The sequence below is a fragment of the Carboxylicivirga taeanensis genome, assembly GCF_051851475.1.
GTDB classification, from domain to species: domain Bacteria; phylum Bacteroidota; class Bacteroidia; order Bacteroidales; family Marinilabiliaceae; genus Carboxylicivirga; species Carboxylicivirga taeanensis.
Genome location: NZ_JBPUSJ010000002.1, coordinates 373,281 through 386,987, shown reverse-complemented (window position 1 = coordinate 386,987; position 13,707 = coordinate 373,281). Strand labels below are relative to the sequence as shown.

At 46.2% G+C, this 13,707-nt stretch carries 10 protein-coding genes; 9 read left to right on the top strand and 1 reads right to left on the bottom strand.

Features of this window, described 5'->3' with window-relative positions:
* Positions 1 to 362 precede the first annotated feature (362 nt).
* From ACSX1H_RS05135 to ACSX1H_RS05100, 8 genes are all read left to right on the top strand, one after another.
* Positions 363 to 1,349, top strand: a complete 987-nt coding sequence (locus ACSX1H_RS05135; RefSeq protein WP_439182678.1) for a lytic transglycosylase domain-containing protein — start codon at positions 363 to 365, stop codon at positions 1,347 to 1,349.
* Between the two features lie 105 nt (positions 1,350 to 1,454).
* Positions 1,455 to 4,313, top strand: a complete 2,859-nt coding sequence (gene uvrA, locus ACSX1H_RS05130; RefSeq protein WP_439182677.1) for an excinuclease ABC subunit UvrA — start codon at positions 1,455 to 1,457, stop codon at positions 4,311 to 4,313.
* 171 nt (positions 4,314 to 4,484) lie between these two features.
* Positions 4,485 to 5,060 (top strand): TetR/AcrR family transcriptional regulator, encoded by a 576-nt coding sequence (locus ACSX1H_RS05125; protein WP_439182675.1) that lies wholly within the window; start codon positions 4,485 to 4,487, stop codon positions 5,058 to 5,060.
* A 222-nt stretch (positions 5,061 to 5,282) separates the two neighbouring features.
* Positions 5,283 to 6,701, top strand: coding sequence for a DUF1254 domain-containing protein (locus tag ACSX1H_RS05120; protein WP_439182673.1), 1,419 nt, complete (start codon positions 5,283 to 5,285; stop codon positions 6,699 to 6,701).
* Between the two features lie 11 nt (positions 6,702 to 6,712).
* Entirely contained in the window at positions 6,713 to 7,516 is an 804-nt protein-coding gene (locus ACSX1H_RS05115; protein WP_439182672.1) for a hypothetical protein, read from the top strand.
* Between the two features lie 32 nt (positions 7,517 to 7,548).
* Complete coding sequence (locus ACSX1H_RS05110) at positions 7,549 to 8,958, top strand: DUF1254 domain-containing protein (RefSeq protein WP_439182670.1); 1,410 nt, start codon at positions 7,549 to 7,551, stop codon at positions 8,956 to 8,958.
* Positions 8,959 to 8,987: 29 nt separating this feature from the next.
* Positions 8,988 to 9,683, top strand: a complete 696-nt coding sequence (locus ACSX1H_RS05105) for a hypothetical protein (protein ID WP_439182669.1) — start codon at positions 8,988 to 8,990, stop codon at positions 9,681 to 9,683.
* 48 nt (positions 9,684 to 9,731) lie between these two features.
* Positions 9,732 to 10,199, top strand: coding sequence for a hypothetical protein (locus ACSX1H_RS05100; RefSeq protein ID WP_439182668.1), 468 nt, complete (start codon positions 9,732 to 9,734; stop codon positions 10,197 to 10,199).
* 186 nt (positions 10,200 to 10,385) lie between these two features.
* Here ACSX1H_RS05100 and ACSX1H_RS05095 read toward each other — a convergent pair whose 3' ends face one another.
* Positions 10,386 to 12,608, bottom strand: coding sequence for a patatin-like phospholipase family protein (locus ACSX1H_RS05095; protein WP_439182667.1), 2,223 nt, complete (start codon positions 12,606 to 12,608; stop codon positions 10,386 to 10,388).
* Between the two features lie 385 nt (positions 12,609 to 12,993).
* On the opposite strand from ACSX1H_RS05095, the gene ACSX1H_RS05090 reads away from it, so the two are divergent.
* The gene (locus ACSX1H_RS05090; RefSeq protein ID WP_439182665.1) at positions 12,994 to 13,650 is read left to right on the top strand and encodes a DUF6261 family protein; all 657 of its coding nucleotides are present in this window, start codon (positions 12,994 to 12,996) and stop codon (positions 13,648 to 13,650) included.
* The last annotated feature ends 57 nt before the right edge of the window (positions 13,651 to 13,707 follow it).

Here is a 13,707-nt window from a genome sequence, read left to right as displayed (position 1 = left end):
ATAAAAATCATGTAATAAATAGCTGTTTGTGCGCGATTCAGGCAACAAAAGACCTTAAAATCTTTCACTATCAGACTCTTCGCTAAAGCTTGTTGAACTGGGGCTCCTGAATCGGTGAAGATAGGCTTCATCGGCGTATTTTTGCTGTAAGGCCTGCTCAACCATCAAATCCAAAACGTCGCTCACAAACTTTTTTATACTGGGAACCAAACATTTTTAATCTCACAGCGTAGTATGTTTACCTGCTACACATGTACAAAAATTCGTAGTGTTGATAAGTAATGCGGCACGTTTTTTGGTTTGTTTAACCGAAAAATTACTTTTGGTGTCCTTTGCGTTAAATGTTGAAAATGGGAGTGGCTATGAAAACAAATTTCTTTACAAAACTATTATCGGTATCTGCAGCAATTATTGCAATAGTGTTGGTTTCTCAAGTGTTTATTCAATCGTCTGAACCAGCATCTGTTTCAACTAAAAAGGCAGAAACAACAGAAAGTACCTATGCAATTTCGGCGCTAGACATACCCGCCTCACTAAATTTTGCCGGCGAGGAGGTACCCGTTCAACGTTATGACATAAAGGAGAGCTTTGATCGCGAACTGTTGGTAAATACCTACTGGCAATCGCAAACGATTCTCTTTATCAAAAGGGCGAACCGCTATTTCCCTATTATTGAGCCTATATTGGCCGAACAGGGCGTGCCTGATGATTTTAAATACTTATCGCTGATTGAAAGCGGGTTTATGCCACGAGCCATATCACCGGCCGGAGCCGTTGGCCTGTGGCAGTTTATGCGCGCCACTGCCCGCGAATATGGCTTGGAAGTCAACCCTGAAATTGACGAGCGCTATCACATTGAAAAATCAACCCTTGCGGCCTGCAAGTACATCAAAAAGATGCATGACCACTATGGCAGCTGGACATTGGCTGCAGCGGCCTATAACGCAGGAAGAGCTGGAGTGAACAGACAGCTGGCCCGCCAAAAAACAGAAAGCTACTACGATTTGCTGCTGGGGGAAGAAACCGGTCGGTATGTATTCCGTATTCTGGCTGCCAAAGAAATACTTTCCAGCCCTGAAAAATACGGGTTCTTTGTAAATCCAGAAGACAAGTATCCGGTTATTGAAACCATTAACATCGATGTGAACACACCGGTGGCCAACTTTGCGGATTTTGCCCAAGAGTATGGCACCAGCTACAAAGAACTAAAAAATCTGAATCCCTGGTTACGTGAAGCGCATTTAACCAATAGCAGCCGAAAAACCTATTCGATTCAGTTGCCCCTCACCTCTAAACAATTTATCGACGCACCCAAGAAAGCGGTAACAGATAGCACCGAGGTGAAGTAACCGACTGCCCATTATAGAGGGTGGCTTTAAAGAGCTAAAGCCAGTCACTTGTCACGCCTTGTTCGAACTAATAACTATCTTTGTGTGTTCTTTAAGTTGATGAAAGTGAAAGAAACAACAGTACCCGCTATTGAGCAGATTGACGAAACTGAGCAAATAGATGTCTACGGCGCCCGCGTCCATAACCTTCAAAACATCGATGTCAGTATTCCACGTAATAAACTGGTGGTAGTAACCGGTTTAAGTGGCAGTGGCAAGTCATCGCTGGCCTTTGACACCATTTATGCTGAGGGACAACGTCGATACATCGAAACCTTTTCGGCCTATGCCCGGCAGTTTTTAGGCAACATGGAACGGCCCGATGTGGATAAGATAACCGGCCTGAGCCCGGTCATTTCCATTGAGCAGAAAACCACCGGCAAAAATCCACGCTCCACAGTAGGTACCATCACCGAGATATACGATTTCCTGCGCTTATTTTATGCCCGTGCCGGCGAAGCCTATTCCTATCACACGGGTGAAAAAATGGTGAAATACACCGATGAGCAGATTCAGCAATTGATACTGGAGCAGTTTGAAGGGCGGAAAGTATACATTGCAGCCCCTCTGGTAAAAGGACGTAAAGGCCACTATAAAGAGCTGTTTGAACAAATCAGAAAAAAGGGCTTTTTGCATGTGCGCATCGATGGCGAGATTCAGGAGGTGGTGCATGGCCTAAAAGTCGATCGCTACAAAACACACTTTATTGAGATGGTGGTGGATCGCTTTGCTGTTTCGAGCAAAGACACCAAGCGGCTGAAGGAAAGCATTCGCCTGGCCATGCAGCACGGCAAAGGCATTATGATGCTGATTGATAAAGACACGGATGAGCAGCGGTTTTACAGCCGTCAGCTAATGTGCCCCAGCACCGGGCTGTCGTATAACGAGCCGGCGCCTCACTCCTTCTCCTTCAACTCGCCTCAGGGAGCCTGTCCGAAATGTAAAGGCCTGGGCACGGTTGATGAAGTGGATTTTGATAAGATAGTGCCCGACGCCAATCTGACCATCAAAAAAGGAGGTATTGCCCCCCTTGGCAAATACAAAAACAGCCTCATATTCTGGCAAATTGAAGCCATTGGCGATAAATACGGATTTACCGTTAATACGCCTATCAAAAATATTCCCGAAGAAGCACAGGACATTATTCTGCACGGCTCAAGCGAACCGCTTACGCTCAAGAATACGCCTCTGGGCTCCTCATCCAACTACTATTTGAGTTTCGAGGGCGTTATCAAATACATACTGGAACAGCAGGATAACGACACCTCTATGAAAGCCCGAAAATGGGCCAACCAGTTTATCAAAAACACCCAGTGTACCGAGTGTGGCGGGCAACGCCTCAACAAGGAAGCGCTGCATTTTAAGATAGACAATAAAAACATTGCCGAACTGGCCGAGATGGACCTGGGACTGCTGCACGAATGGTTTCAGGGACTCGAAGAACGCATGACCGATAAGCAAAAAGCCATTGGTTACGAAGTGCTGAAAGAAATCCGCAACCGCTTAGGTTTCCTGATGAATGTTGGCCTGGAGTACCTGTCGCTCAACCGCAGCGCCATGACGCTTTCAGGGGGTGAAAGTCAGCGCATTCGTTTGGCCACACAAATTGGCTCGCAACTGGTTAATGTGCTCTACATCCTCGACGAGCCCAGTATTGGCCTGCATCAGCGCGATAACCACCGCCTGATCAACTCCCTGTGTCAGCTGCGCGATACGGGGAACAGCGTGCTGGTGGTGGAGCACGACCACGACATGATGATGGCTGCCGACTACGTGGTAGACATGGGCCCGCATGCCGGACGCCATGGAGGCGAAGTGGTGGCCCATGGCACGCCCAAACAGCTATTGAAAAGCAACTCACTAACCGCCGACTACCTGACCGGCAAAAAAAGAATAGCAATTCCTAAGGAGCGCCGTCAGGGCAGTGGTAAAATGCTAACCATAAAAGGAGCCCGCGGCCATAACCTGCAGGGAGTGAATGTGAATTTCCCGCTGGGCCAGCTCATTTGTGTAACAGGCGTTTCGGGCAGTGGTAAATCCACGCTCATCAACGAAACCCTCTACCCCATTCTCAACCAGCACTTTTATAAGTCGGTAAAAGATCCCTTGCCGTTTAAAGCAGTGGAAGGCCTGGAGCACCTGGATAAGGTAGTGGATGTGGATCAGAAACCACTGGGGCGCACCCCGCGTTCGAACCCGGCTACCTACACCAAGATATTTGATGAGATAAGAAAACTGTTTGCCGAACTGCCCGAATCGAAAATACGCGCCTACAAGCCCGGTCGTTTCTCTTTTAATGTTGCCGGCGGACGCTGCGAAACCTGCAAAGGTGGTGGTGTACAAGTGATTGAAATGAACTTTTTGCCCGATGTGATGGTGGAATGTCCTGACTGTGGAGGCCGCCGTTACAACCGCGAAACCTGCGAGGTGCGCTACAAAGGCAAATCCATTAGCGACGTGCTGGACATGACCATCAACCAGTCGGTTGAATTCTTCCAACACATCCCCAAGCTATCGAAGATCCTAAAAACGCTGCAAGACGTTGGACTGGGCTACATCACCCTGGGGCAGCCATCCACCACCCTGTCGGGCGGTGAGAGTCAGCGCGTCAAGCTGGCGGCTGAACTGGCCAAACGCGATACCGGCCAAACCATGTACATACTGGATGAGCCTACTACCGGCCTGCATTTTGAGGACATCAGGGTACTGCTCGATGTGCTGCACCGCCTGGTGGCTAAAGGCAATACCGTGGTGGTGATTGAGCACAACCTGGATGTGATAAAGGTAGCCGACCACGTGATCGACATTGGACCGGATGGCGGACGCTTTGGAGGGCAACTCCTTTGTGCAGGTACACCCGAACAGGTGGCTAAGAGCAAAAAAAGCTACACGGCAAAGTACTTGAGAGAGGAACTAAAGAAATAAGCGAGCTGTCCGACCAACAATTTGTAAGCACAGCGCCCGACAAGCCGTTTACTTCACATTAATCAACTCATTTTCTGGCGTTTTAGAATAAACAGCCCTATATTGTTGTGGCTGTTTTATTTGGCGTTACCGTAGCAGATAAGGCAGCCTTATTTTAACCGCCAAATCTCTGTGAAACTGAAAAGCCACACATACCATAGATGGCTTCTTGCCGCCTACAACGAATTTGCGCTTTACGGGCCCCATTTTAGCCTCAAAGCACTGGCTGAAAAGACCAGTCTGCCGCGCGCAACCCTTTATTACCATTTCAGCGATAAGAATCATTTGATTGAAGAGCTATTGGATTTGCATTTGCAAATAGCGAATGACTTTCAATCTGATTTAAAAAAACAGGTAAGCAGGCTGATTCCCGATTTGTATACCATCATGTTTCAGTACAAGGGTAGTGTGCAGTTTCATCAGCAGCTACTCAAAAACAACCAGCTGGAAGGCTTCGCCGCTCTGTACCAAAGCATCAATAATTCATCGATTCGCATCCTCCTGCCACACATAAAAGAGCATTTTAAAACCAAGCTGCCCGATCATGAAATCACCGAGTTCTATGCCACCTTAACCGATGCCTGGTATGCCCGGCTAAGTTTTAACAACATAAGTGCCGAATCTATGTGCCAACTGGCCTTAGAGATAATGCAGTACACACTAGGCCTGTGTGTGCAGTCTGAGGAGCTAGTGGCACTGAAAAGCTGACAAGGCACACATTACTGAATTGAGCCGAACGGCCACTGACACCCTTGTCTAGTTTTCTGGCGCTGATGTTGGTAACTTTGAGAAGAGACGGGACATTTCACAGATAGCTGCAAAATAGCTGACCAACGATCAAAAGTTCTGAAAAAGATGAAAGCATCTCCGATATCGGTAATCCTATGAATTAATCAACACCCAAATAACACGCCCAAAATCTGTTTTACTATGAAAACCCATGTATTATTAACCATTCTAAGCTGTTGTATTTTCTGCAGCTGCACAAAGCAGCCAACATTAACGCCACAGGAAGCTAAAGAAATTGCCAAAGAAGCCTATATCTACGGCTTTCCAATGGTGATGAACTACAAAACCCTCTATGTCTACACACTCAACACCAATTCGAAGGAGTTCAAGGGCGCATTCAACGAGCTGGCTTGCGATGCCCGCCTTTATACCCCGGAAGATAAAGCCATTGTTACCCCTAACTCGGATACGCCCTATTGCATGGTCTGGTGCGATATTCGTAACGAACCGCTGGTGATATCGGTACCCGACATGGATCCGGAGCGCTATTACTCGCTCCAGCTCATTGATCTATACACGCATAACTTTGCCTACATCGGCTCATTAACAACCGGTAACAATGCCGGCCAGTACCTGATTACCCCGGCCTCCTGGAGCGGTGATAAGCCGGAGGGCATTAGCGAGGTAATCCCTTGCGAAACCGATTTGTTTTTTATGATTGTGCGCACCCAGCTAATGGATGAGAACGATCTGGAACAGGTACAAACCATTCAGGGAGCGTATAAGCTGGAAACACTGAGCGAATACCTGGGCGAAAAAACCGCCCCGACAAACCATGCCGAGAACTTTACGGCCTGGCACGAAGGCGACCAGTTCACTGTGGCCTCTTTTACCTATTTAGACCAGCTGCTTAACATGCTGACACCAGTGGATGAAGAAAAAGCAGTGCTCGCCCGTTTTGCCAAACTGGGAATTGGCACCGAACAAGGCTTTAACCTCAACGCTTTCGATGCAGCCATACAGGACTCTATCAAGGCCGGGATGAAAGCCGGATTTGCCGAAATAGAAAGCTTTATTAAAAAAATAAGCAGCGACCCGCTGGCCAGCGCAAAAATATTTGGCACCCGCCAGTACCTTGCCCAAAGTGCCGAAGAAAATTACCCGCACGATAACTTATATGTACTCAGAGCAGCAGCCGCTCACCTGGGGCTGTATGGCAATTCGGGGCACGAAGCCATCTACCCCACTTACCTGATGGAAGCACCGGGCGTCCCCTTTAATGCTGCTGAAAACAAATACACCCTCACCTTTAAAAAAGAGGAGTTGCCACCGGTGAAAGCCTTTTGGTCGCTCACCATGTACGATGGACGTACTCAACTTTTAGTGGACAACCCTTTAGACCGCTACCTGCTTAACTCAGCAATGGCACCGGACTTTAGCTATGCTGCGGACGGCTCTTTAACCCTGTACATACAGAAAGAATCGCCGGGTAAGCAACTGGAGGCCAACTGGCTGCCCGCCCCCGACGGCCCATTCTATTGTGTGTTGCGTTTGTATGGCCCAAAAGCCGAAGCTTTGGCAGGCAATTGGGTAAATCCGCCTATCGTATTAAACAATTAAGGTTTACAGCGATGAAAAAAACAGCCCTTTTCGTATGGTGTTTGATAGCTATCTGCCACCTGAATGCTCAGGAATCGCAGGATGAGCTATCCACTGCGGCAGCCAACCCCATTGCCAACCTGATGAGCTTCCCATTTCAGAATAACCTGAATATGAATAATGGTCCTCACAACCGGAATGTCAATGTGCTCAACATTCAGCCAGTCATTCCTTTTGCGGATGGGAAAATCATTACCCGCACTATTTTCCCTCTGGTGCGCATTCCTGATTTCAGCCAGGAAAGCGGGAAGCTGGCCTCTGGCCTCAGCGACATTATTTTTACAGCCTTTTATGTGCCCGAAATACCGGGTCTGACACTGGGCATTGGTCCCGTGCTGGAACTCCCCACCGGAGGCGATAAGCGGGGCACCGAAAAATGGAGTGCCGGTCCTTCGGTGGTGGCGCTTATACAACCCAAAGACTGGACCTTTGGCCTACTGATGAACAATGCCTGGTCGTTTGCCGGCGACTCGCAGGCGGACAAGGTGAATCACATGCTCTGCAATTTATTTGTGGTAAAGCAATTGGGCGATGGCTGGTATGTCAACAGTGCCCCCATCATCACGGCAGACTGGACACAGAAGGGCGAGGACCGCTGGATTGTGCCCCTGGGCGCCGGAGGAGGCCGGCTGGTTATGCTGGGGGGCAAACTCCCCTTAAACCTGCAGACTCAACTCTATTACAATGTGGTAAGGCCCGACTTTGGCCCGGAATGGCAATGGCGTTTGCAGGCGCAGATTCTTCTTCCCAAAAGCATTTTTTCAAAAGATAACTGATGAACCCGAATGACTTACTAAACCTTGTAAATATGAAAAAGATATTACAACTAAGTGTACTTGGACTGTTACTGTTTGCAACCGCATGCAGCCAAAAACAAAAAGAATTAACTCCCGCTGAAGCGCGGCAGATAGCCAAAGAAGCCTACATCTACGCCTACCCCATGCTGGAGCATTACAAGATGATGTTCGCCATGGCCATGTATCCTGAATCAGGCGCTTATATGGCGCCATTTAATGTGCTCACCAACAATTCTGAATTGAATGGCCCCAAAGACACCATCATTGTCAGGCCCAACAACGACACGTTCTACTCAGCCGTTTGGCTCGACTTATCGGCTCAGCCACAAATTCTATCGGTACCCGCCATTACCGGTGGCCGCTACTACTCCTTCCAAATTATTGATATGTACACCCACAACATTGACTACATTGGGTCGCGAAAAACGGGCAGCAAAGCCGGTGCCTACATGTTTGCAGGGCCCAACTGGGAGGGCGAAACACCGGACGGAATTAATAAGGTGATCCGATCGGAAGGCAACTATCTGCTGGCGCTGGGGCGAACCCAGGTGTTTGGGCCGGATGATATTGAGAATGCGCAAGCCGTGATGAGTCACTACACAATTCAGTCGCTCAACGCCTACCTGGGGATGGTTGAAACAACCGTTATCCCCGAAAACCCGGCAATTCCCCCTTACAATCCAGCGCATATAAAAGACGAGCATTTTATTGGCTATTTGAATGCCTTGATGGCCACCGGTCAGATTCACCCCTCAGAGCAAGTACTGTTTAAGCGCTTTGCCAGAATAGGCATCCAGCCCGGCAAAGCCTTCCATGCAGACGACTACAGTCCCGAAATAATCGAAGCCATCAGGCAAGGCATTGAAGCCGGCCGCAAAGCCTTCACCGAGGAATCGGCCAAACTGGGCGTACGAAAAAATGGCTGGCAACAGATAGCCGGTGTGTTTGGGACCCGCAAAGCCATGAAAGAAAAATACCTCACTCGTGCCGCCGCTGCCTACTTTGGCCTGTGGGGAAATGATTTGGAAGAAGCCTTTTATCCGGAAACCTCATTAGATGCAGACAATGAAGAGCTGAATGGCTCCAACCATGCCTATATTCTGCATTTTGATGCCGATGAACTGCCTCCGGCCAAGGCTTTCTGGTCCTTAACCATGTATAAACTGCCTGAGCAACTACTCATCGAAAATGAAATCAATCGCTATATTATTAGCAGTGCTACCAAAGGCCTGAAGTATAACGACGATGGCTCGCTGGATATTTATATCCAAACGAAGCACCCGGGAGCAGATAAGGTAAATAACTGGCTGCCGGCCCATGATGGACCTTTCTCGTTACAAACGCGCATTTACTGGCCCGAACCTTCGGCCCTTGAACCCTTATACGCGATGCCTGCAGTTGAGAAATACATGTTACATTAATCACACTCATACAAGTAACCATCAACAACATGAAAACACTCTTCTATTGTTTAGCTGCATTGCTTTCACTATCAGCGGTGGCTCAGGAAAACAAAGTTCTTAATCAACTTAAGGCTTATCACTTTCCGATGGACTTACTGGCCAAAAGTATTGGAGGCGCGGAGGTTAATGCCAATTATTCCTTTCATGCAACAATACGCTCTTGTATCGATTCTGTAACCATTATTGAAGAGGCAAAGTACGACCCCTCACAAAAGTTTGATGAGCGCTGGACGCTGCTGACCTACAATGGGAAAGAGCCCTCAGCAAAAGAGCTGAAAGAGTTTAATAAGAACCACAATTTTAAAGAAGAAGAGATTAAAGCCAAAATTGATGATGCCTCATGGGATATTGAACGCGACAGAAACGACTATCTGGTAGTCAACTTTAAATACGATAGTACCAGTTCTAAAGGGCGTTTTAAGTATTTGGCAGACATGAAGGGCAAAGCCTATTTTAATAAACGCACTAAACTGCTTGAAAAAGTAGAATACACCAATGAAAGACCTACAAAGATGAGACCTTTTAATGTTACTACTTTTTATATGCTTGTTCACTATAATTTCAACCGGACTGAGAACCTCTACCAGGTGGCAACGGAAGAAATTAACATGGATGTGAAAGCACTGGGAAAAACTGTGCTCGTTAAGGATATATATGAGTATACCAACTACCAGAAGCAATGATTCAATTAAGCCCACTAATACAAAATAATGAACTTTAAACAATTGATTATGAAAACAACATTCCTGGTACTAGCACTGACCCTGTTTAGTGTTACCCTGTGGGCCCAATCGGCCAAAGAGGAAATTGATTATATCCAGTCTATTTTTGGCATGGAAAAAAAGGCCTTAATAGGCGAAGTTGTTAAGCCGGAGGAGGCACAGAAGGCGGCCTTCTGGAAATTGTACGATGACTATGAAGCCGCCCGCAAAGATTTGGGTAAAAAGCGTTTGAACCTGCTACTTGCCTACGGCGATAATTATGAAGGCCTGAGCAATGATGAAGCCGCCGATTTTCTAAAAAAGGTTTTGGCCTTGATTAAGCAAAACGATAAACTGCTGGAGCGCTATGTGAAAAAGATAAGTAAAACAATCAATCCGGTAACTGCTTTACAATTTCATCAAATCGAAATGTACATATTAAGCGAAATCAGAGCCTCTTTGGCAGATAATCTGCCCTTCCCGGAAGCCAAAAAGTAATACCGGGACATCCACCCGATTCAAACATAAGGGCAGTAAACAGCGAATACTTTGATAGTAATCTGTTTTCTGCCTTTTTTTAGCTTCTGCCAGGCAGAGTACTTCAAGGTTTTGCAAGGCTTTATTGAGCAACAAAATCCTGTTGCCTTATTTGTTTATTGACCATTGATGAGCTTACGATTTGCATTAAAAATAAAACCCAATATTTACATGGGAGTAAACCTTTTTAATTTTGGGCGAATACATAACTGAAAATTCAAGTGGCAAAGCCGAAGAGTTATAAGCCACACTTAAAGCGGCACCACTTAATAAAGTCGCTTTGTCAAATGCATTTGCTTTTATTGGGTTATTAAATCCAAAATAGCCCACGTTGCCCCTCAGCAAGGTATATATTTCGCCGAAAACCTTGTATTGAGCCCCTAATCCGATTGACGCCACCGAATTGGAATGAAGCTGAGCATCGTTCACGCCTGCAAAGGGTATATGGGATTCAAACAGAGGCTGAATACCGCCTACTATAAAATCTTCAAAAATGGTCTTATTGCCATTATCAATATAGCCCAGGTGCAATTGCTCAAATACCGATAACCGCGAACTGATAGCATGGTATCCGCTGTGGTTAAACTGAATGGTAATTAAGGGGTGGCTTTCGGTGAATGTGCTATCTGTTAATACCCCACCATAATCGGCCCTGTAATGATATTTTCTTGCAGTGGCATAGCCCATTTTAAAGCTGGCCCTCCGTCCGGTGGTTGGAAAATGACGACGGTCAAGTGAATTATGCAGATAGGAGGCATAGAGCTCTACACGGTTTAAATAGCCTTTTACTGATGCCTCAGAAATGCTCGGATTAAAATTAACGTTATAATATTCACCCCCCAGCATAACACGGTTGTGTGTATTCAATTGAAAGAAATATCCCAGATTGGCAGAACTAAATACCCCTTTATACAAATACAGCTGTTTATCATTATCATAAATGGGCACATCCAAGCGATTAGATTCCACTACTGCTTCCATGCCATGGTTTAATTGTTTACCAAACATTTGCCTATGCAGTAAACGAATGCGCCAATTTTCGCTAACATTGACTTTTGCTAAACTGTATGACCGATCAAACACAAGGTTTCGCCACGAATACCCCAAGGTAAGTGCGGCATTGGTAAAGGAATGATACGATAATCCAAGACTCAATTGACTTGGCGGGTTCTCCTTTACTTTACAATGTAAAACACAACGATCGTTATTCAGAACTTCTATTTCGTAATACACATATTGGTAATTTAAGCGGGAATAGGCTTCACGAAAGATTTTGCTCAACTGATGGGCTTGGTAACACTGCCCCACAGCTAAATCTAAATCTTCTAAAAACATGGATTCTGAAATTTGTTCCAACCCAGTTACTACAATACTATCAATGCATACAGGCTCAGATGCCGGCAGGCGGTTATCTGAAACGTATTCGGCCGGGTATAGCGCATTTAAGGAATCGGCCAGGTGCTTAAAATAAGGATAGTATTTTTCGCCAATTTCATTACCAATCTCTAATATGGCTGGCACGTCGTTAAAACTACCCGCGCTATATTCATCCAGAGGCGGCTCAATAATCAGGTCGCATAGTCGTTTTTCTTTTACCAAATCTTCGGCATCACGGTAATTGATGATCTGATACATGACATCCAGTACCGAATTTAACTCCTCTGCTTCGGATAACCCGCTATAAAGGTTGACCCCAATTACATAATCAGCCCCCATGGTTTTCACGTCGCTAACCGGAAAGTTTCTTACAATACCGCCATCCACCAGTTTGGTATTATTATAGGGGACCGCTTTAATAATACCCGGCAAAGCCATACTGGCTCTTAGCGCAAACACAATCTCTCCTTTATCCAATACCACTGCTTTACCGGTTGATAAATCGGTGGCCACGCATTTAAAAGGAATATCAAAGTCAGAAAAATTCTTGGTATCATAAACCGGGAAAAAAATTTCTGAGAATTTCAGCCATACTTCCTCCGATTCGATTAACCCCGTACTTAACACCAGTTTACCGTGACGAAACGGAGCAGAAAAAATATAATTCTCGTACTCTTGCTTATCCATAAGGCTTACATCGTAGTAGAAAGGCTTTCCGCTTAGCAGCCTCTCCCAATTGAGTGCGCCCGCAATTTGTTCTATTTGTTCGCCCGAATAACCAACGGCATACATGGCTCCAATAATGCTGCCCATGCTGGTGCCGGTTATATAATCAACTTTAAGACCAGCCTGGTCAATGGCTTTTAATACTCCCACATGGGCTAATCCTTTTGCACCTCCCCCACTAAGCGTTAATCCAATTTTAGGACGCTGTGAGAACCCCGGCAAAACAAGAATCAGACAAAAGACGAAAATGAACAGTAAATTTTTCATAGGGTTATTTAAACAATCAAATATAGTGAAGTACATCATTATTTTTAAAGAAAAATGCCATCGCCACAAGCCGCTTAAAAACTGCGCCATGCCACTTTACCCGGCAAAGCCTGTTGGTGCATCGTATTTAAGCGCTGAAGTTGCAACTTCACAGGTTAACGAAGTTCTGCTGTGCCTTCTGCCTTTTTTGGGTGATCGGTTAAAAGTTGAGGACTTACAGTTGAGTGCCCGGACTTGACCGGTAGGAAAAAGCCATCAGCTGTAAAACAAAGCGATCGGTGCTCCTTACTGACTACCAATTGCCTCTTAACAAAACATTGCCTATTGCTCATTTATTTATATCTTTAATACTTCCCTTCAGGGAGTTAACCAAAAACCTATTTACATGGAACTATTAAACTTACCACGCCTGCGCAACAAAGAACTGCAGACCGTTGGCGAACAATCTATCCGCATATGCGGTAACATAGCCGAAGTACAAACAGCCCTTGACAAAGCCAAAGCATCGCTGGAAACCTTTAGGCAAGGCATGCAAAAGGATAAATCGAGCGGCATATCCAAAGCTGAAATCGACCAGGAGCGCGACCGGTTTACTTATGGCTTATTACAGAGCATAAAAGCCGAAACCTATTACAACCACCAGGAGGAGGCAACTGCTCAACTGGTGACCAGGCTGGCCACTATTGCCGGTAAGTACACCGGAATTACCCGCTTTCCGTTAAATGAACAAACAGCAGCCATCGACAACCTGCTGGATGAAATTAATAAACTCAAGATGCCCGCTGATGCATTGCCAGCAATTCAGCGCTGGCTGCCACTCATGGAAGCAGCCAACAGCCGTTTTAAAACGGCCAGCAACGCCATTATTGAAGACAGTGCCCGCCAAGCCGAAATTAGTGCGGCCGGCCTGGTGGCGCCGCAGCTCACCGAGGATTTACAAAACCTGTATTCCCTTATGTTTGCCCATGCCCGAATAGGCAGTAATAATGCCACCGTTGAGGCCTATAAGGAGTTAGAAATACTCATCAATTCAGTTAACTAATTATTCCCTAACTCCCTGAACCAAATTGAACAAACCCCGGTGCCCCGCGCCGGGGTT

Coding starts and splice junctions, on each gene's coding strand:
- ACSX1H_RS05135 (WP_439182678.1), top strand. CDS start 363: ATGAAAACAAATTTCTTTACAAAACTATTATCGGTATCTGCAGCAATT.
- ACSX1H_RS05120 (WP_439182673.1), top strand. CDS start 5,283: ATGAAAACCCATGTATTATTAACCATTCTAAGCTGTTGTATTTTCTGC.
- ACSX1H_RS05115 (WP_439182672.1), top strand. CDS start 6,713: ATGAAAAAAACAGCCCTTTTCGTATGGTGTTTGATAGCTATCTGCCAC.
- ACSX1H_RS05110 (WP_439182670.1), top strand. CDS start 7,549: ATGAAAAAGATATTACAACTAAGTGTACTTGGACTGTTACTGTTTGCA.
- ACSX1H_RS05105 (WP_439182669.1), top strand. CDS start 8,988: ATGAAAACACTCTTCTATTGTTTAGCTGCATTGCTTTCACTATCAGCG.
- ACSX1H_RS05100 (WP_439182668.1), top strand. CDS start 9,732: ATGAAAACAACATTCCTGGTACTAGCACTGACCCTGTTTAGTGTTACC.
- ACSX1H_RS05095 (WP_439182667.1), bottom strand. CDS start 12,608: ATGAAAAATTTACTGTTCATTTTCGTCTTTTGTCTGATTCTTGTTTTG.
- ACSX1H_RS05090 (WP_439182665.1), top strand. CDS start 12,994: ATGGAACTATTAAACTTACCACGCCTGCGCAACAAAGAACTGCAGACC.